Source organism: Lacrimispora sp. (assembly GCF_032078915.1).
Lineage (GTDB): Bacteria > Bacillota > Clostridia > Lachnospirales > Lachnospiraceae > Lacrimispora.
On the sequence record NZ_DAMAUN010000056.1, the window covers coordinates 1 to 18,133 of the forward strand.

Consider the following 18,133-nt stretch of genomic DNA (forward strand, 5'->3'; position numbering starts at 1 on the left):
TATACTCTCTGGCTTTTGCTGCCTTCCCTTCCTCTCCGTACATACCTTCGCAGATAAAAAGATCCGCCTCCCTTGCGTATTCCGCAATTACAGGAACCGGCCTTGTATCCGTACAATAGGTAACCTTAAGCCCCCGTCTTGCCGGACCTAAGACCATATCAGGAGTCAGAGTTCTTCCGCCGTCTTCAATGGTTTCCCCTTTTTGCAGGCGGCTCCAGAACTTCTGGGGTATTCCGGCGGCATTGGCCCGGTCCACATCGAACCGGCCTGTCCTTGGAATGGAAATGGAATAGCCATAGCAAACAACATTGTGGTTTACCCGGTAAGCATCGATTACATAAGGCCCGATCTTTACCTGCTCTCTCATCTGGTCAAGCTCAATGAATTTCAGTTCAAAGGGCAGCTCCGGCGCAATGATCCTCAGCGCTCCCACTACACGCTCTAAGCCCTTTGGCCCAATAAGAGTCAGGGGTTCTGTCCTTTCCGCATTGCCCATGGTCAGGAGAAGCCCCGGAAGACCACTGATATGGTCGGCGTGAAAATGGGTAAAGCAAATGATATCAATGGGTTTCGGGCTCCAGCCCTTTTCTTTTAACGCAATCTGGGTTCCTTCCCCGCAGTCAATGAGAAGATCACTGCCACCGCATCTGGCCATCATGGCTGTCAGCCACCGGTATGGCAGAGGCATCATTCCTCCGGTTCCCAGCAAACATATATCCAACATAAAATTTCCTCGCTTTGGTTTCTATCAATGAACAGCGGTAAAAAACCGCCTCATAAAATCATATCACAAAGCAGAGGCAATTAGCAACTATAAATATTCCAGCTGATCTTCTACCTCCACAGGAATCTTGAATTCCTGAATTATGGTATCGTAGCAGTCCTCACACAGATCAAAATGATGGATCTCGCCATCCTTCTCGGAGAAAAAGTCCCAGGAATGATTGACATTTATTACCCCCTCCCTGGCAACACCTTCTGACACGATAATTTTTTTGCCACAGCAGTTGCACACAACTGTTTCAAGTTGACCACCGTTTTTGTACTTTCTCATCTTCCTCTCACCTTTCCATTAATTCCTTTTTCGCACTTACCAGTAAGGCCCTGTTTCCGTTTTGCGTCTACCGAAAACAGGAAAAAGGGCATCCTCACTGGATACCCCTACATTATAAACGGTGATTCCCCTTATTTTTAGTGGTAAATGTTTCATATCCGGCGGTTCCACATGATGATGGCATTTTCACAGGGATTAAGGTAATAATTTTTCCGGATGGTTTCCTCTTGAAAACCATAGTATCTATAAAGGTTTCTGGCCTTTTTATTGCTTTCCCGGACCTCTAAAGACAGGGATTTTACTCCATTTTTAATGGAAGATTCCACCAGTCGGTCCATAAGTTTCTTTGATAGGCCCCTCCCCCTGTACGCTGGCAAAACGGCAATCCGAAGCAGCTCTCCTTCCCCGGCAATGACCCGGAAGACACAGTACCCTAAAATGCTGCCCTCTTCTTCCAGCACCAGCCAGGTATCAAGGCTGCTTTCTAAGCCTTCTTTGACTGAATCCAAGGACCATGGATCCGAAAAGCAGAACCGTTCTATTTCAGCGACTCCGGATACATCCTCCCGTCTCATTTCATGAACCATTGGCTTCTCCCCCTATCATTTAGATAAATATGCCTCCCGTTCCCGCTCCGCTTGGGGCTTTCTTAGATAATCAGGGGAATGCTCCGCCGCCGTAAGGGTTTTTCCCTCTTCATAATAAAGGCCGCCCAAAGCCGCAACCGCTGCTGCCCGCTGCCGGTTCAAATGGGCTGGTGCAAACAGGAAGGGAACCGTTATCTTTTCTTGTATCTGCTTTTTGTATACAGGAACTCCGTCTCCTAAAAAAATCACCTTTTGCCCGGCTGCATTTAATTCATCCACCAATTCCAAAATGTCCATGGCGCATTGTTCCTTAATCACGGAATAACCGTTCTGATTATCGTAAATGCCGGTATATACCTGATTTCTTCTGGCATCCATGATGGGGCAGACACGATAGGCGCTGCCGTATAAGTTATATGCCATGGCATCCACGGTGGGAACGGAAACCAGGGGTTTATTCAAAGCCAGGCCAAGGCCCTTGCCTGTAGCGGAGCCGATCCGCAGCCCGGTAAAGGAACCCGGTCCACCGGAAACTGCAATGACATCAATGGTTTCCAAATCCAGTTCCACCATCTTTACAATTTCATCCAGCATGGGAAGAAGGGTCTGGGAATGGGTCCTCTTAAAATTTACCGTATATTCCGCAATCAGTACCTCGTCCTCCATCACGGCAACGGAAGCCACCAAAGACGAGCTTTCAATTCCAAGTATCCTCATTTACATTCCCTCCACGGTTATTTTCCTGTAATCAAACCCTTTTTCCAAATCCTTTTCAATGGTTATGGTTATTACATGGTCAGGGAGAAGCTCTTTAATCAAATTCGACCATTCAATAAGGCTTACTCCCTCCCCGTAAAAGCAGTCTTCATAACCGATCTCATCCATCTCACTGACATCACCGATCCGGTATACATCGAAATGGTAAAAAGGCAGCCGCCCATCCTCATACTGGTTAACAATGGTAAAGGTAGGACTGTTAACAGGCTCCCTGATCCCAAGGCCCGCTGCAAACCCCTGGGTAAATACGGTCTTTCCCACTCCCAAATCACCATTTAAGCAGTATACGTCAGAAGGCTTTGCTTCCTCTCCCAGTTTTTTCCCAAATTCATAGGTTTCCTCTGGCTTCCAGCTTTCTATTACCATAATTTATATCCTCTTCCGCCTTTCAGGAGGCAGTTTTTCTTTGATGAGCCCACGGATAGCCGCCTTTTTTTCTCCAGTTACGGAATCAGGCAGCAGATAGGCATGAACCCGGTCCATATAGAGAATCATCATATCCCTTATACGGTCCACTTTGACCATGTTTTCCCAGGCAATTTCCAGGCTTTCCTCTCCCTGGGAAACCAGAATTCCATTCTCGCCGAAGGTGAGAGTCATAACATTCTGAATCGCAGGAGTCTTGGCCTGCTTAAGAGCCTTCAAATATAGAATGCCTGGCTGCCAGACTGTAAACATCAGGGCACAAACGATTAACAGCACCCGGTATGAGGTAGAATTAGAACTCCATGTGGTGATCAAGAGAAATACAGCGGCAGCGCTGAAAATAATATTAAAAAGCCCCTGCAGCCCATGATAAGAATGGTACATCGAAAACTTCCACAAATCCTTTGCGGTTAATTTCACTTCTATTTTAATCGGATCTTTCTCCTCCATGTTTCCTCCTTTCTGTACGCTTGGCATATCATATCCTGGTATAACTTTCATTCGTCAGATCAGCCGCCAGGCGGATCAAGCTTATCTTATAATTTCATGGTCAGGGCGATTCTCTTCTTCTGAACATCCACGCTTATGACCTTAACTTCAACAATATCTCCCACGCTCACCGCTTCCAGGGGATGCTTGATGAATTTATCGGACATCTGGGAAATGTGGACAAGACCATCCTGGTGGACACCAATATCTACAAAAGCACCGAAATCAATGACATTTCTTACGGTTCCCTTTAATACCATGCCTGGCTGCAAATCCTTCATATCCATCACATCGGTACGGAGAATGGGGGCAGGCATCTGTTCTCTGGGATCCCTTGCCGGTTTTTCCAGCTCTTTTACAATATCGCGCAGGGTGATCTCTCCGATTTCCAGCTGGGCTGCCAGCGCCTTATAATCCAGAATCTTTTTACCGATTCCATTTAATCCTCCATGAGCAAGCTCTGTTAAGTCATAGCCAAGCTTTATCAAAAGCTTTTTTGCCGCATCATAGGTTTCAGGGTGAACACTGGTCCCGTCTAAGGGATTCTTCCCTCCCTGGATCCTCATAAAGCCTGCACACTGCTCGTATGCCTTTGGCCCAAGCTTGGGAACCTTTAAGAGCTGGTTTCTGCCGGCAAATGCCCCATTTTCTTCGCGGTAAGTTACGATATTCTTTGCAATGGGTTTTGAAATGCCGGATATATATTCCAGCAGGGAAGCAGAAGCCGTATTTAAATCCACTCCCACTTTGTTTACGCAATCCTCTACTACGCCCTGAAGGGCCTCGCTTAAATGCTTCTGGTTCATATCATGCTGGTACTGGCCTACCCCAATGGATTTGGGGTCGATCTTTACAAGTTCTGCCAGAGGATCCTGCAGTCTTCTGGCAATGGAAGCGGCACTCCTCTGACCTACGTCAAATTCAGGAAACTCTTCCGTGGCAAGCTTGCTGGCAGAATAAACAGAGGCCCCTGCCTCATTTACAATAATATACTGGACCTGCTCAGGGATCTCCTTTAACAATTCCACGATAACCGCTTCCGATTCCCTGGATGCGGTTCCGTTTCCAACGGAAATCAGGGATATATGGTATTTTTTGATCAGCTTCTTTAAGACGGCTTTTGCTTCATCCACCTTGTTCTGGGGCGCTGTGGGATAAATGACTATGGTATCAAGGACTTTTCCTGTCTCATCCACAACAGCCAGCTTGCAGCCGGTTCGAAATGCCGGGTCCCAGCCCAGGACCACACGCCCTGCAATGGGAGGCTGCATTAAAAGCTGCTCTAAGTTTTTGCCGAACACCCGGATCGCTCCAGCCTCTGCCTGCTCTGTCAATGAGCTTCTTACCTCACGCTCTATGGCAGGGGCTATGAGGCGGTCATAGCTGTCTGCGATCACCTCTTTCAGGACAGTCGTGGTGTATGGGTTGTCCTTTGCAATCACCTGCTTTTCCAGAAACCGTATAATCTGTTCTACAGGTGCAAGTATTTTTACCGTAAGGATCTTCTCTTTTTCCCCGCGGTTTAAAGCCAGAATCCTGTGGCCTGCGGATTTTTTAATGGTTTCCTCATAATTGTAATACATTTCATAAACAGATTCTGCCTCTTCATCCTTTGCTGATGACTGAAGGCTTCCCTGGTTTATGGTGGCGTTCCGGATATAGGTACGGTATTCCGCGTTGTCGGAAATCCGCTCTGCCAGGATGTCCTTTGCCCCGTTTATGGCTTCCTCCGGGGAAGAAACGCCCATTTCTTCAGACACGTACTGGAGTCCAACCTCTGTTAAGGGAGTCTTTATCATCTGAAGCATGATTAGATCCGCAAGAGGTTCTAACCCCTTCTCCTTTGCAATGGTCGCTCTTGTCCTTCTCTTTGGCTTATAGGGACGGTATAAATCCTCCACAGCTACCAGCGTCTGGGCTTCTATTATCTTTTTTTCCAGCTCCGGCGTCAGCTTCTCCTGCTCCCTGATGGAAGAAAGGACCTGTTCCTTCCGCTCTTCTAAATTCCGCAGATAGCGAAGCCTTTCATCTAAGTTACGCAGTACCTCATCATTTAAGGAACCGGTGACCTCCTTCCGGTATCTAGCAATAAACGGAATGGTGTTTCCTTCGTCAATGAGCTTTACTGTCGCCTCCACCTGCCCGCGGCTAATGGAAAGTTCTTCTTGTAATGCCTTTATTATATCCATGGTGATCCCCTTATTTTTTCATAATTTGTATCCTAATGTATTTTCGTTCAGCCTTTATTCAATTTACTATTATAATTCATCAGCCTTCCTTATGCAAGACCCGTCTGGACATGCAGACCTTTTCGTGCTACAATCATACAATAGTGTGGTTAATAACCATTTTTTTCACAATATGCAAACGAGGTAAATTACGAATGGAAGAAAACCATAACAGCAACAACGGGATGCTGCCCCAGATCCGTCCGACAGGTTCTCTTCTGGCCTTCTGGTCCGTTCTTCTTGGCGGTATTGGACTTGCCAGCGACTGTCTTCCCCTATTCAGTATCTGGAGTCTGCCTGCAGGCCTGTTTCTCGGCCTGATCGGCATCGCATGCGCTGTGCTCTCCAAACAGGGAAAACCGTTTACTCAACAGGCCCAGCTTGGCCTGATCCTGTCTATTATTTCCACGGTCTGCGGCCTTATGATGGCATTGTTTATTATTTTTGTATATGATACTATGGATACCAACACGCCTTTGGGCCATTATTTCAGACAGGTTTTTGAGACTGCCTCTCAGGCCCTTACATCCTCTCCTTCCGGAGAATAGAGCCTATCTTATAACAGGCAGCAGATCTATACCCTTTATGACCAGCATATAATTTTTGAAAATCCAATTGGCTGCAACAATAGCCGCTCCTGCCAGGATCAGTATCCTGGCTCTTTTTTTATGTTCGAAGGGAGTTTTCCGCCCTTTGGCGGCCCATAAGATCATTTCCAAAAACAGAACGAGGACAGCATAAAGGACCAGCGGATGATACTGAAAACTCATTCGCAGGTCCCCTCGCAGCAATGACCGGACGGCCCGGGTTCCCCCACAGCCAGGACAGTAAAGTCCGGTCAGGGAATGGAACAGACAGGGAAGCCCGAGGCCAAATATTCTTTTTAACCAGTTCATTTTTTCACCTTAGTTTAATCCGCCAGATCAAAGGCATCGTGGACGGTCCTCATAGCACGGTTTACATCCGCTTCATCGATTAAAACCGTTATCCGTATCTCAGAGGTGGCGATCATCTTGATATTCACATTGGCACTGGAAAGAGCTTCAAACATCTTTGCAGCCACTCCGGGATTGCCTGTCATCCCTGCGCCGATAATGGAAATCTTAGCGACGTCTTCCTCGCTCGTCACATCCTGGGCGGTGATGGATTCCTTATTTTCCATTAAAAGATCCATGGTATCCTTTAAATCAGTCTTTGCCACCGTAAAGGAAATGTCCTTTCTTTCTTCCCGTCCGATGGACTGAATGATAATATCCACATTGATATTATGCCTTGCCAGGAGATTAAAGATTTTAAAAGCAATTCCCGGCGTATTTTTGACCCCGATTACTGAAATACGGGCTACATTCTTATCCGCGGCCACACCGCTAACCAGCATTCTTTCCAATTTTGTTTCCTCCTTGACGACTGTACCTTCTGCCCTGGTCAGACTTGACAGAACAACCAACTGAACTCCATAACGCTTTGCCATCTCCACAGACCGGTTATGGAGCACTTTTGCTCCAAGGGAAGCGAATTCCAGCATTTCATCATAAGAAACCTCAGGGAGCTTTCTAGCGTTTGGAACGATGTGGGGATCTGCTGTGTATACTCCATCCACATCCGTATAGATCTCACATGCGTCCGCATGAAGGGCGGCTGCAAGGGCTACGGCCGTTGTATCGGAGCCTCCCCGGCCAAGTGTTGTTAAGTCTTCGTACTTATTAACCCCCTGAAAACCTGTGACGATCACGATTTTCCTGGCCTCCAGTTCATGCTGTATCCGTGACCTATCGATCCGCTTTAATTTGGCCGTTCCGTAGGCAGAGGTGGTGTGCATGGCCACCTGAGCCGCATTTAAAGAAACGGCCGGAACTCCCAAAGAATTCATTGCCATAGCCATAAGGGCCACACTGACCTGCTCCCCGGTGGCTAACAGCATATCCAGTTCTCTCTTAGGAGGGTTGGGATTTATCTCAAGGGCTTTTGCAATGAGACCATCCGTTGTTTTTCCCATAGCGGACAGTACCACTACCACCTGATTGCCTTTTTCATATTCCTCAATGCAGCGTTTTGCCACATTAAAAATTCTTTCTTTGTCTGCGACGGAGCTACCGCCAAATTTTTTCACTACTAACATTGATGCCTCCTGGCGAAAAGTCAAGCAGATATTCTGATCCGCTTTGCTGTATGCTCATAACCTGTTACACCGTTACTAATTCTGCGCGGATGCGCTGCCTGATTTCCGGCAGCTTTTTCGCTTTTTCTTCGTATTCTTCTTCGGTCATAGTTTCCGTAAGGACGGCAAATTCGTCCATATGGTCCAGTTCCACCACTTCCACCCTGCCGAATACTGCCTCCACTTCTTTCACACGCTTATCAGCAATTCCTTTGATCCTCACAAAATAGCGGAAGGAGCTGCTGCTCATGGAAGAAATGGTAAGGTTTTCCCTATCCCAGCCCATTTCCACATGGTGGCCTTGATGATTCAGGGCTTCAATAATATCCGCTACCACAGCGCTTGCTGTTGGAAGCTTACCGGCCCCGCATCCATAAAACATGGACGTGCCCAACATGTTTCCTTTTACCAGAATGCCGTTATAAACATCATTTACGGAATATAACGGATGATCTTTTCCAATCATGACCGGGGCTACAAATGCATGGACAGTTCCGTCCTGGATCCTGCTGGAGCCAAACAGCTTTACAGAGGTTCCCATAGCATCGGCATAGCGGAAATCCACATCCGTTATTTTTGTTATCCCTTCTGTATAAATATGCTCGTAATTGACCTCGTGTCCCGTTGCCATTGCCGTCAGGATGGCAATCTTTCGACAGGTATCGTGTCCATCCACATCGGCTTCCGGATTCCGCTCCGCGTAGCCAAGGTCCTGAGCCTCTCGTAAGGCCGTTTCAAAGGTTTCGCCTGCTTTGTCCATTTTTGTCAATATATAGTTGGTGGTTCCATTTAAAATGCCGGTGATCTCTTCAACCACCTCACCTGCAAGGGAAGTGTACAGAGGGCGTATAACAGGAATACCGCCGCCTACACTTGCCTCGAAGAAAAAATTTACATCGTGCTCTTTTGCAATTTCCAAAAGCTCCGTGCCGTATGCCGCAACCAGAGCCTTATTGGAGGTGGCCACATGCTTGCCCGCCTTTAAACACGCCTTCACAAAGGGATAAGCAGGATTTAGTCCTCCCATGGTCTCAACCACCATGGACACTGACGGATCCTTTTCAATGACGGAAAAGTCATGTACGATCTTATCTTCTGCAGGATCACCTGGAAATTCCCTTAAATCCAGGACATACTTTACATCAACTTCATCGCCTACCCTTTTGGCAATTATATCTTTGTTTCTTTCCAAAACCTCTACCACACCTGATCCAATGGTGCCATAGCCCATAACTGCAATATGTCTCATATTATCCTCCGCCAACTCGCTTTCGTATTATTTTTCAAGGAAGTTCAATTTGTCATTGGGCTCATCGCCTGCTTTTACTCCCTGGCTAAAATTTTAACGTAGTGGACTCCATCTTTTTCTTCTATTTCCTCCACCATTTTTGAAACATTGCCGGTAGTCTCAAGGACTTCCACGCTTAATGTCAGTGTGGCCACTCCATTGACCGGAATGCTCTGGTGTATGGTTAGGATATTGGCGCGGTACACAGCAACCACATGCAGCAGATCGGACAGTAAACCTGGTTCATCATCCATCTGCATCACAAGTGTTATGGTTTTCCCTTTTGTATTATCATAAAAAGGAAAGATATCATCCTTATACTTATAAAAAGAGCTGCGGCTGATTCCTACCCGGTCTGTTGCCTCCTGAACGGTAATAACACGCTCCGATTCCAACAGCTTTTTTGCTTCAACTACCTTCAGCAATACTTCAGGTACAGCCTTTTGCTTTACCACAAAATATTTACTTTTTTCTTCCATAATAAAAATATCTTCCCTTCTGTGTCCGCATCGGAAATACATCTGTGCTCATAGGGAAGATATTATCATATTTAGGCAGGGTATGCAACTATTTTTCTATTTATTTTCTTCGGTTTTTAAAAAAATACAGGAAAAATCCTCTATTCAGCGCTGCTTTCCCCGGACTTTGCCCCAGTGCTCAGCCAGCGTAAATAGGCGTACATGAACTGATCCAAAGAGCCGTCCAGAACGCTTCCTACATTGCCGGTTTCTGCATTGGTCCTGTGATCCTTGACCATGGTATAAGGCTGAAGGACATAGGAACGGATCTGGTTTCCCCAGCCAATCTCTGTCACATCGCCCCGGATTCCGGATAATTTCTCCGCATTTTCCTGCTGCTTCAGCATATAAAGCTTTGCCTTTAACATCTGCATGGCCTTGTCCTTATTCTGGAACTGGGAGCGCTCATTCTGGCACTGGACCACAATTCCCGTAGGGAGGTGAGTGATGCGGATGGCAGAGGAAGTTTTGTTGATATGCTGTCCTCCCGCACCGCTGGAGCGGTAGGTATCGATGCGAAGGTCCTCATCGTTGATCTCCACATCCAAATCCTCTTCAATATCCGGCATGACATCACAGGATACAAAGGAGGTCTGGCGTTTGCCGGCAGCATTAAACGGCGAGATGCGCACCAGGCGGTGAACTCCCTTTTCCGATTTCAAGTACCCAAAGGCATTGGGCCCATTGATCTGAACCGTAACGGATTTAATACCCGCTTCTTCTCCGTCAAGGTAATCCAGGACTTCTAAGGAAAAGCCTTTTTTCTCCGCCCACCGGCAGAACATGCGGTACAGCATGCCGCACCAGTCACAGGATTCGGTTCCTCCCGCGCCTGCGTTAAGCTTTAAAATGGCATTGTCGCTGTCGTACTCTCCGGACAGCAGGGTGTTGATGCGCATGTTCTCCAGTTTTTCTTTAAACTGGTTTAACATCTCTTCCACTTCCGGAACCAGGGAGGGATCATTCTCCTCATTTCCCATTTCGATCATTACTCCAATGTCTTCATACTGCTGCTCTAAGTCCTTATAGGTCTGAACGGTATCTTTTAAATTCTTTGCAAACTGTACAATCTTTGCCGACTTTTCAGGATTCTCCCAAAAGCCCGGCTCCTCCATGGACTTGTCCAGCTCATCGATTCTCTTTAACTTATTATCTAAGTCAAAGTGAATCCCTCACTTCCACTAATGGTTTTTCAAACGTTGATAATTCGTATTTGTACTGGTCTAACTCTACCACTGTGTCACCCACTTTCTGAATTTAATTATTTATCTAAACAAAATTGGAGTCCGGCCTTAAAAAGGGTGCGAACTCCAATTTTATAAAAATACTATACTAATTTACGTCCGCAGCACTGCTTGTATTTCTTACCGGAACCGCATGGACATGGATCATTGGGATAAACCTTAGCTTCCACCTTCTTTACCGGTGCTTTCGGGGAGCTTTCATCCTTATTGGTTCCTGTCACCTTAGCAGCCGGCTCTCTCTCCACCTTCTGCTCTACGCGGATATGGAATAAGATTCTTACGGTATCCTCACGGATGGCAGCAGCCATCTCATCAAACATCTGATATCCGCTCATCTTGTATTCCACCAGCGGATCTCTCTGTCCGTAAGCCTGCAGGCCGATGCCCTGGCGCAGCTGATCCATATCATCAATATGGGACATCCATTTATTATCAATCACCTTTAAGAGAATCACACGCTCGATTTCACGAATCTGTTCTCCCTCCGGGAATTCTGCTTCTTTGGATTCATAAAGCTTAATAGCTTCTTCCTTCAGCATATGCTTTAGTTCATTCTTCTTAATCTTCTTATCTTCAGGAAGAGTAACCGGCTGAAGAGGGATGATGGGGAGAAGAAGGGTGTTAAGCTCGTTCAAATCCCAATCTTCCGGTGCCTGATCATCGCTGACACAAAGATCCACCGCATTTTCCACAATATCCGTCACCATCTTTAAGACGAAATCACGCATATTGTCTCCATCCAGAACCTTTCTTCTCTCTCCATAGATCACTTCACGCTGTTCGTTCATGACCTCGTCATATTTTAAAAGGTTCTCACGGATGCCGTAGTTATTTGTCTCAATCTTCATCTGGGCCTTTTCAATGGCATTCGAAAGCATCTTGTGCTCGATCTGCTCTCCTTCCGGCACGCCAAGAGCATTGAACATGCCTACCAGACGTTCGGAACCAAACAAACGCATCAAGTCATCTTCAAGGGAAATATAAAATCTGGATTCTCCCGGATCACCCTGACGTCCGGAACGGCCGCGCAGCTGGTTATCGATTCGGCGGGATTCGTGACGCTCCGTACCGATGATCTTTAAACCGCCTGCTGCCTTTGACTCATCATCAAGCTTGATATCCGTACCACGGCCTGCCATGTTGGTGGCAATGGTCACAGCCTTATGCACACCTGCATCCGCTACGATCTCAGCTTCCAGCTCATGATATTTTGCATTCAGCACCTTATGAGGAATGCCACGGCGCCGTAACATGTTGCTTAACATTTCAGAAGTTTCAATGGTAATGGTACCTACCAGGACAGGCTGTCCCTTCTCGTAAGCAATCTCCACTTCATTGCATACCGCTTCAAATTTCTCTTTTTTTGTTTTATAAACGGCATCCTCCTGATCAATACGTGCGATCGGGCGGTTGGTTGGGATGGAAATGGCATCCATGCCGTAGGTATTACGGAATTCTTTCTCTTCTGTAAGGGCGGTACCGGTCATACCTGCTTTTTTATTGTACTTATTAAAGAAGTTCTGGAAGGTGATGGTGGCAAGAGTCTTGCTCTCTCTGCGCACATTTACGTGCTCCTTGGCTTCAATCGCCTGATGGAGTCCGTCAGAATAACGTCTGCCGGGCATAATACGTCCGGTAAACTCATCAACAATCAGGACCTCGTCATCCTTTACTACATAATCCTTATCCCGGAACATGAGATAATTGGCGCGAAGGGCCAGAATGATGTTATGCTGGATCTCTAAGTTCTGGGGATCAGATAAGTTCTCGATGTGGAAGAACTGCTCTACCTTTTCCACACCCTGTTCGGTTAAGTTGACAACCTTGTCCTTTTCATCCACAACGAAGTCGCCGGTTTCCGTGATCTCCTCTCCCATGATGGCAGCCATCTTGGAGAATTCTGCGGAAGCCTCGCCTCGTTCCAGCTGACGGGCCAGAATATCACAGACCTCATACAGCTTTGTGGACTTGCCGCTCTGTCCGGAAATAATAAGAGGTGTTCTTGCCTCATCAATTAATACAGAGTCTACCTCATCAATGATACAAAAATCTAAATTTCTTAAAACCATCTGTTCCTTATAGATGGCCATGTTATCTCTCAGATAATCAAAACCAAGCTCGTTGTTGGTTACATAGGTAATGTCGCAGTTGTATGCTTCACGTCTTTCGTCAGAATTCATGGAGTTAAGCACGACCCCAACAGTCAGACCCAGGAATTCATGTACTCTTCCCATCCACTCCGCATCTCGTTTTGCCAGGTAATCATTGACCGTTACAATCTGCACTCCATTGCCTGCCAGTGCGTTTAAATAAGCGGGGCAGGTAGATACCAGGGTCTTACCTTCACCGGTCTTCATCTCAGAAATACGTCCCTGATGAAGAACGAGTCCGCCGATTAGCTGTACACGGAAATGCTCCATATTAAGAACTCTTCGTGCTGCCTCTCTCACCGTTGCAAAAGCTTCCGGTAAAATATCATCCAGAGCCTCGCCTGATGAAAGTCTTTCCTTAAAGAGCCTTGTGTTGTTTCTCAGCTCCTCATCCGTAAGTGCAACCATGGTCGGACGCAGAGCTTCTATCTTATCCACAATGGGTTCTATTAATTTTAATTCTCTTTCACTATGAGTTCCAAATATTTTTTGAACGAAGTTCATATTTCATTCTCCTACTCTTCTTAACGATATACACGATACAATCTCGTATATTGTAGCACTAACTCCTTCTTAATTCAATGAATTCATAAAAAATTAACATTCTGGTAATAAACAGGGCCTATTATTACCAGGTCCTTCCTTTTTCCACAGCAAACAACGGCAAATCTGGAAAATTTTATGGTTAACCTGACACATTGCACAAAAAACCTGTTCGATTCTCCGCTTTTCCACATTATCCACATTCCATTGTGTATTTTTCCCCCAGTTTTATCCCCACTATGAAATCCCATAATTAGGGGAAAAATTAGTTATACACCAAGTTATCCACATTATCCACATTTATTCTCCACAGATTCCCATATTTCCCATCCGATTGTCAGGCTTTCGGATTTTTGTATATATGTCATAAAGTTTCCTTTTTCGACGAAAATTTCTCTTTTTCCCTTGACTTTTTTTTAAGACCATCTATAGTTTTTCAATAATTAGTCAAACTAATAAGTAGAGACATTTTACAAAAAATTACCAATAATTATCTAATAATTTTACAATGCAATTGAACTATTCTCAAAAATATGCTATACTATAACCATCTCAAGAAAAAGGAGCTGATGACTTATGCGTTTTACAATTACAGGGAGAAATATCGAGGTAACACCGGGATTACGCAAGGCAGTCGAGGACAAGCTTGGAAAGCTGGACCGTTTCTTCGCTCCTGCGACAGAAGCAACAGTAAGACTCAGCGTGCAGAAAGAAATACAGAAAATCGAAGTAACCATTCCAGTGAAAGGACATATAATCAGAGCAGAAGAATCCAGTACAGACATGTACGTTTCCATTGATCTTGTGGAAGAGATCCTGGAACGCCAGCTGAAAAAATATAAAAACAAATTAATTGACAAAAAGCTGAATACCCCATCCTTTTCAAAAGCTTTTCTGGAAGATGAAACCCAGCCAGATGATCATGTGGAAATCGTTAAGTCAAAGAAATTTGCCATAAAGCCCATGGATCCGGAAGAAGCCTGTGTTCAGATGGAACTTCTTGGTCATAGCTTCTACGTATTCTTAAATTCGGATACCGAGGAAGTCAATGTGGTTTATAAAAGAAAAGGCGGCTCCTACGGCCTGATTGAACCGGAATTTTAACCGAATCAAGAGCAAGCAGCGAAGGGGATTGATAATATCCCCTTGACAACCTGCAAAAAGCAGCCAGGACAATTGTCCGGCTGCTTTTCTTATGCTTAGATCCGTGTCAGATACCGTTCAACACTGGTAATTGCATTTGCGCCGTCTGAAACAGCTGTGGAGACCTGGCGAAGCTGTTTGGTGCGCACATCGCCGGCTGCAAAGATACCGGGAATATTGGTTTCACAGTCTTCACCGGCTTTTATATAGCCATGATCCATCTCCACTAAGTTGTTAAACGCCTCGCTTTGCGGGTTGATTCCTACTGCTATAAACACACCGTCTACCGCAAGCTTTTTCGATTCCTCGGTTTTGGCATTCTTTATGGTCAGGGATTCCACCTGATCTCCGCCTTCGATCTCTTCTACCACGGTATCCCAGATGATTTCCACATTTTTTTGGTTAAACAGCTGGGTCTGCAAAGTCTTTGCTCCCCTCAACTTATTTCTCCTATGAATTAAGTATACCTTTTTACACATTCTGGCCAGGAAAATGGCATCCTCAATGGCAACGTCACCGCCGCCAACCACTGCTGCCACCTTATTGCGGAAAAATGCACCGTCACAGGTCGCACAGTAGGAAACTCCCATGCCTGTTAACTCCTCTTCTCCGATCACGCTTAATTTCCGGTGCTGGGCTCCGGTAGAGATGATGACTGTCTTTGTCGCATAAGTCCTCTCTTCTCCTACTACGGTAAATTTCCCGTCAGACGCTTCGATCCGAAGGACCTCGTCTGTGGAAAACTCTGCTCCCAGCTTTTCTGCGTGCTCCCGGAACTTCATTCCAAGATCAAAGCCGTTAATTCCAGGCAGCCCCGGGTAATTATCCACTTCATAAGTATTAAGGACCTGGCCGCCGCTTGCCATCTCTTTTTCAATCACTACCATCTTAAGCTCAGCCCTTTTACCATAAACCGCGGCCGAAAGCCCTGCGGGCCCGGACCCGATGATCACCACATCATAAATCTCATTCATATTTATCTACCTGCTTTCTCTATTCTATCTGATATTAGGTTTTCTATCTTCATTATATCTCACCAGCCCTTAAGTATGCAATGCCTGGTCCGTAACAAAATCACAAAAAGCCCTTTTTCCGACCACGTTGCATTCTTCCTGACAATTTGATAAAATGAAACTATCTTACATCGACAGAAAGGATGATGTTATGGCCAGAAAAACAGTACTCATCACCGGAGCTTCCCGGGGAATCGGAAAAGCGATTGCTTTTAAATTTGCAAAAAAAGGATACAACGTGGTCATCAACTGCCTCCACAGCGAGGACCGTCTTGCGCAGGTTAAAAAGGAGCTGGAAGCTTATCAGGTAACTTGTCTTTCCTGCATGGGGGACATGGGAGACATGGACCAGTGCCAGGCTCTCTTTGAACAGGTGCGCAAGCAGTTTGGCACACTGGATGTCCTCGTTAACAACGCAGGCATCTCCTACATCGGGCTTTTACAGGATATGAGCACAGATGCCTGGGACCGGATTGTCCGCACCAACTTAACATCAGTATTTAACTGCTGTAAGCTGGCCATTCCCGGAATGGTTGAAAAAAAGCAAGGAAAGATCATTAATATCTCTTCCGTATGGGGAATATCAGGCGCCTCCTGTGAAGTCGCTTATTCCGCCACAAAAGGCGGAATCAATGCGTTTACAAAGGCTCTGGCTAAGGAGCTGGCTCCAAGTAATATCCAGGTCAACGCCGTTGCCTGCGGCGCCATTGATACGGAAATGAATCAATTCCTGGAGGAAGATGAATTAATCGATCTCATCGATGGAATCCCGGCAGGGCGGCTGGGAAAAGCAGAGGAGGTAGCCGATCTGGTATACCACCTGGGCTATAAAAATTCTTATCTGACCGGACAGGTCATCGGCCTTGACGGAGGCTGGCTTTAAAATAACACCCCTTACTAAATCATATGTTGGAAACCCCATGGTGTATACTGCCACCATGGAAAGCTGCTTCTGCGCAGAATCCCGGCTATTTCCTATGAAAAAAGCACCCGGAAAAAGTAAACCTCTTTCCGGGTGCCCTGATTGATTAAGCCTGTGCTTTTTCTACCTGAACGATAGCAGTCTTCTGCATAGGAATTCTGCAGTTCTTATTATTGCCGAACTCTACGATAACCGTATCATCCGTCATATCAATGATGACACCATAAAATCCACTTGAGGTCAAAACGCTGTCTCCGATTGCAATGTTTGCAAACATCTCCTGCTGTTTCTTTTTCTCTTTCTTCTGTGGTCTGATTGCAATAAAATACATGAAGCCAAAGATCACTGCGATATAAATGACCCAAAAGCCCACGCCCATGGTACCGCCTGTTGCTGATAACATAACCATTTCCTCCTTATATAACGATCCGCCGCCTGCTTGTCTCTCTTTTTAGGTAGTCTGACCTGCCATCATACCCGAAAGCTTCTGCTCCTTGTATTCCCCATAACGGTGGTTCTCGATTGCGTCGCGGATCTCTTCCATCATTGTATTATAAAAATACAAATTATGCAATACACATAATCTCATGCCAAGCATTTCTTTTGCCTTAAAGAGATGCCTGATATAGGCTCTGCTGTAGGAACGGCAGGCCGGACACCCGCAGCCCTCTTCGATCGGCCTGTGGTCCAGCTCATATTTGGTATTAAATAAATTCATTTTTCCGTGATTGGTGTATACATGTCCATGGCGTCCGTTTCTTGACGGATATACACAGTCAAAAAAATCCACGCCCCTGTCTACGGCCTCTAAAATGTTAGCGGGAGTTCCCACGCCCATTAAATAGGTGGGCTTGTTCTCCGGCAGATAAGGAACCGTTTCGTCTAAGATCCGGTACATCTCTTCATGGCTTTCTCCCACCGCCAGTCCGCCCAGGGCATAGCCGTCCAAGTTCATGGCAGATATGGTTTTTGCATGGGCAATGCGGATATCTTCAAAGGTTCCGCCCTGGTTGATGCCGAATAACAGCTGGTCCTTATTTAAGGTATCTGGCTGGGAATTAAGCTTTGCCATCTCAGCCTGGCACCTTTCCAGCCATCTTGTGGTACGGTCTACGCTGTTTTGCATGTATTCCCTGGTAGCCGGATGAGGCGGGCATTCATCAAAGGCCATGGCTATGGTAGACGCCAGATTGGACTGGATCTGCATACTTTCTTCCGGACCCATGAAAATCTTACGTCCGTCTATATGGGATTGAAAGTATACGCCCTCCTCCTTTATTTTCCTTAAGCCAGTCAGGGAGAATACCTGAAAGCCGCCGGAATCCGTGAGAATTGGACGGTCCCAGCTCATAAACTTATGAAGGCCGCCAAACTCTTTGATTAATTTATCGCCAGTGCGTACATGAAGATGATAGGTGTTTGACAGCTCCACCTGGGTTTTGATCTCACGGAGATCATCGGTGGAAACAGCCCCTTTAATGGCTCCCACCGTACCCACGTTCATGAATACCGGAGTCTTTATGGTGCCGTGAACGGTGGTTACTTCTGCACGCTTTGCACGTCCATCCTTTGCAACGATCTTATAATTCATCT

The 18,133-nt window shown here is 46.1% G+C and carries 19 protein-coding genes; 3 read left to right on the forward strand and 16 right to left on the reverse strand.

Going from position 1 to position 18,133, the window contains the following annotated elements; translation table 11 throughout:
- From RT269_RS19605 to RT269_RS19635, 7 genes are all read right to left on the reverse strand, one after another.
- Nucleotides 1–724: ribonuclease Z (locus RT269_RS19605; protein ID WP_313185122.1), on the reverse strand; the 724-nt coding region annotated here is incomplete at its 3' end.
- Between the two features lie 87 nt (nt 725–811).
- Entirely contained in the window at nt 812–1,054 is a 243-nt protein-coding gene (locus tag RT269_RS19610) for a hypothetical protein (protein ID WP_313185124.1), read from the reverse strand.
- A 152-nt stretch (nt 1,055–1,206) separates the two neighbouring features.
- Complete coding sequence (rimI, locus tag RT269_RS19615; RefSeq protein WP_313185125.1) at nt 1,207–1,641, reverse strand: ribosomal protein S18-alanine N-acetyltransferase; 435 nt, start codon at nt 1,639–1,641, stop codon at nt 1,207–1,209.
- 15 nt (nt 1,642–1,656) lie between these two features.
- Entirely contained in the window at nt 1,657–2,358 is a 702-nt protein-coding gene (gene tsaB, locus RT269_RS19620; RefSeq protein WP_313185127.1) for a tRNA (adenosine(37)-N6)-threonylcarbamoyltransferase complex dimerization subunit type 1 TsaB, read from the reverse strand.
- Complete coding sequence (gene tsaE / locus RT269_RS19625; protein WP_313185128.1) at nt 2,359–2,784, reverse strand: tRNA (adenosine(37)-N6)-threonylcarbamoyltransferase complex ATPase subunit type 1 TsaE; 426 nt, start codon at nt 2,782–2,784, stop codon at nt 2,359–2,361. It abuts the gene before it with no gap.
- A 3-nt stretch (nt 2,785–2,787) separates the two neighbouring features.
- Nucleotides 2,788–3,294: a YcxB family protein gene (locus RT269_RS19630; RefSeq protein ID WP_313185130.1), complete on the reverse strand. Its 507-nt coding sequence runs from the start codon at nt 3,292–3,294 to the stop codon at nt 2,788–2,790.
- A gap of 86 nt (nt 3,295–3,380) precedes the next feature.
- Nucleotides 3,381–5,522 carry a Tex family protein gene (locus RT269_RS19635; RefSeq protein ID WP_313185132.1) on the reverse strand — a complete coding sequence of 714 codons (2,142 nt, stop codon included), beginning with the start codon at nt 5,520–5,522 and terminating at the stop codon, nt 3,381–3,383.
- Between the two features lie 194 nt (nt 5,523–5,716).
- Between RT269_RS19635 and RT269_RS19640 the strand changes: the two genes are divergently transcribed.
- Nucleotides 5,717–6,109 (forward strand): hypothetical protein, encoded by a 393-nt coding sequence (locus RT269_RS19640; RefSeq protein WP_025229970.1) that lies wholly within the window; start codon nt 5,717–5,719, stop codon nt 6,107–6,109.
- A 3-nt stretch (nt 6,110–6,112) separates the two neighbouring features.
- Here the strand turns inward: RT269_RS19640 and RT269_RS19645 are convergent, their stop codons facing one another.
- The 6 genes from RT269_RS19645 to secA form a co-directional block, all read right to left on the reverse strand.
- Nucleotides 6,113–6,457, reverse strand: a complete 345-nt coding sequence (locus tag RT269_RS19645; RefSeq protein WP_313185135.1) for a DUF2752 domain-containing protein — start codon at nt 6,455–6,457, stop codon at nt 6,113–6,115.
- Between the two features lie 14 nt (nt 6,458–6,471).
- A complete protein-coding gene (locus RT269_RS19650) occupies nt 6,472–7,680 on the reverse strand; it encodes an aspartate kinase (protein ID WP_313185136.1) in 1,209 nt (402 codons plus the stop codon).
- 64 nt (nt 7,681–7,744) lie between these two features.
- Entirely contained in the window at nt 7,745–8,968 is a 1,224-nt protein-coding gene (locus RT269_RS19655) for a homoserine dehydrogenase (RefSeq protein WP_313185138.1), read from the reverse strand.
- 74 nt (nt 8,969–9,042) lie between these two features.
- A complete protein-coding gene (locus RT269_RS19660) occupies nt 9,043–9,486 on the reverse strand; it encodes an ACT domain-containing protein (protein ID WP_313185140.1) in 444 nt (147 codons plus the stop codon).
- Between the two features lie 140 nt (nt 9,487–9,626).
- Nucleotides 9,627–10,761 (reverse strand): peptide chain release factor 2 gene (gene prfB, locus RT269_RS19665; protein ID WP_313185142.1). Its coding sequence is split into 2 segments (ribosomal slippage): nt 9,627–10,685 and nt 10,687–10,761, totalling 1,134 coding nucleotides; the frame shifts between segments, so codons are not numbered across the junction.
- Nucleotides 10,762–10,852: 91 nt separating this feature from the next.
- Nucleotides 10,853–13,423, reverse strand: a complete 2,571-nt coding sequence (gene secA, locus RT269_RS19670; protein WP_313185144.1) for a preprotein translocase subunit SecA — start codon at nt 13,421–13,423, stop codon at nt 10,853–10,855.
- A gap of 615 nt (nt 13,424–14,038) precedes the next feature.
- Between secA and hpf the strand changes: the two genes are divergently transcribed.
- Nucleotides 14,039–14,566, forward strand: coding sequence for a ribosome hibernation-promoting factor, HPF/YfiA family (hpf, locus tag RT269_RS19675; RefSeq protein ID WP_313185146.1), 528 nt, complete (start codon nt 14,039–14,041; stop codon nt 14,564–14,566).
- Between the two features lie 95 nt (nt 14,567–14,661).
- On the opposite strand, the gene trxB is transcribed toward hpf, so the two are convergent.
- Nucleotides 14,662–15,579, reverse strand: coding sequence for a thioredoxin-disulfide reductase (gene trxB, locus RT269_RS19680; RefSeq protein ID WP_313185148.1), 918 nt, complete (start codon nt 15,577–15,579; stop codon nt 14,662–14,664).
- Between the two features lie 190 nt (nt 15,580–15,769).
- Here trxB and ymfI point away from each other — a divergent pair, with 190 nt between their 5' ends.
- On the forward strand, nt 15,770–16,501 hold the full coding sequence (ymfI, locus tag RT269_RS19685; RefSeq protein WP_100307169.1) for an elongation factor P 5-aminopentanone reductase: 732 nt from the start codon (nt 15,770–15,772) through the stop codon (nt 16,499–16,501).
- A gap of 145 nt (nt 16,502–16,646) precedes the next feature.
- On the opposite strand, the gene yajC is transcribed toward ymfI, so the two are convergent.
- On the reverse strand, nt 16,647–16,943 hold the full coding sequence (yajC, locus tag RT269_RS19690; protein WP_085961456.1) for a preprotein translocase subunit YajC: 297 nt from the start codon (nt 16,941–16,943) through the stop codon (nt 16,647–16,649).
- A gap of 48 nt (nt 16,944–16,991) precedes the next feature.
- Nucleotides 16,992–18,131 (reverse strand): tRNA guanosine(34) transglycosylase Tgt, encoded by a 1,140-nt coding sequence (gene tgt / locus RT269_RS19695; RefSeq protein WP_313185149.1) that lies wholly within the window; start codon nt 18,129–18,131, stop codon nt 16,992–16,994.
- Between the last annotated feature and the right edge of the window lie 2 nt (nt 18,132–18,133).

Excerpts from the sequence above, each read along its gene's own strand:
- RT269_RS19635 (WP_313185132.1), bottom strand. The coding sequence starts at position 5,522 with ATGGATATAATAAAGGCATTACAAGAAGAACTTTCCATTAGCCGCGGG.
- yajC (WP_085961456.1), bottom strand. The coding sequence starts at position 16,943 with ATGTTATCAGCAACAGGCGGTACCATGGGCGTGGGCTTTTGGGTCATT.
- RT269_RS19660 (WP_313185140.1), bottom strand. The coding sequence starts at position 9,486 with ATGGAAGAAAAAAGTAAATATTTTGTGGTAAAGCAAAAGGCTGTACCT.
- ymfI (WP_100307169.1), top strand. The coding sequence starts at position 15,770 with ATGGCCAGAAAAACAGTACTCATCACCGGAGCTTCCCGGGGAATCGGA.
- trxB (WP_313185148.1), bottom strand. The coding sequence starts at position 15,579 with ATGAATGAGATTTATGATGTGGTGATCATCGGGTCCGGGCCCGCAGGG.
- tsaB (WP_313185127.1), bottom strand. The coding sequence starts at position 2,358 with ATGAGGATACTTGGAATTGAAAGCTCGTCTTTGGTGGCTTCCGTTGCC.
- RT269_RS19650 (WP_313185136.1), bottom strand. The coding sequence starts at position 7,680 with ATGTTAGTAGTGAAAAAATTTGGCGGTAGCTCCGTCGCAGACAAAGAA.
- hpf (WP_313185146.1), top strand. The coding sequence starts at position 14,039 with ATGCGTTTTACAATTACAGGGAGAAATATCGAGGTAACACCGGGATTA.
- rimI (WP_313185125.1), bottom strand. The coding sequence starts at position 1,641 with ATGGTTCATGAAATGAGACGGGAGGATGTATCCGGAGTCGCTGAAATA.
- RT269_RS19610 (WP_313185124.1), bottom strand. The coding sequence starts at position 1,054 with ATGAGAAAGTACAAAAACGGTGGTCAACTTGAAACAGTTGTGTGCAAC.
- secA (WP_313185144.1), bottom strand. The coding sequence starts at position 13,423 with ATGAACTTCGTTCAAAAAATATTTGGAACTCATAGTGAAAGAGAATTA.
- RT269_RS19655 (WP_313185138.1), bottom strand. The coding sequence starts at position 8,968 with ATGAGACATATTGCAGTTATGGGCTATGGCACCATTGGATCAGGTGTG.
- RT269_RS19630 (WP_313185130.1), bottom strand. The coding sequence starts at position 3,294 with ATGGAGGAGAAAGATCCGATTAAAATAGAAGTGAAATTAACCGCAAAG.
- RT269_RS19640 (WP_025229970.1), top strand. The coding sequence starts at position 5,717 with ATGGAAGAAAACCATAACAGCAACAACGGGATGCTGCCCCAGATCCGT.
- RT269_RS19645 (WP_313185135.1), bottom strand. The coding sequence starts at position 6,457 with ATGAACTGGTTAAAAAGAATATTTGGCCTCGGGCTTCCCTGTCTGTTC.
- tsaE (WP_313185128.1), bottom strand. The coding sequence starts at position 2,784 with ATGGTAATAGAAAGCTGGAAGCCAGAGGAAACCTATGAATTTGGGAAA.
- tgt (WP_313185149.1), bottom strand. The coding sequence starts at position 18,131 with ATGAATTATAAGATCGTTGCAAAGGATGGACGTGCAAAGCGTGCAGAA.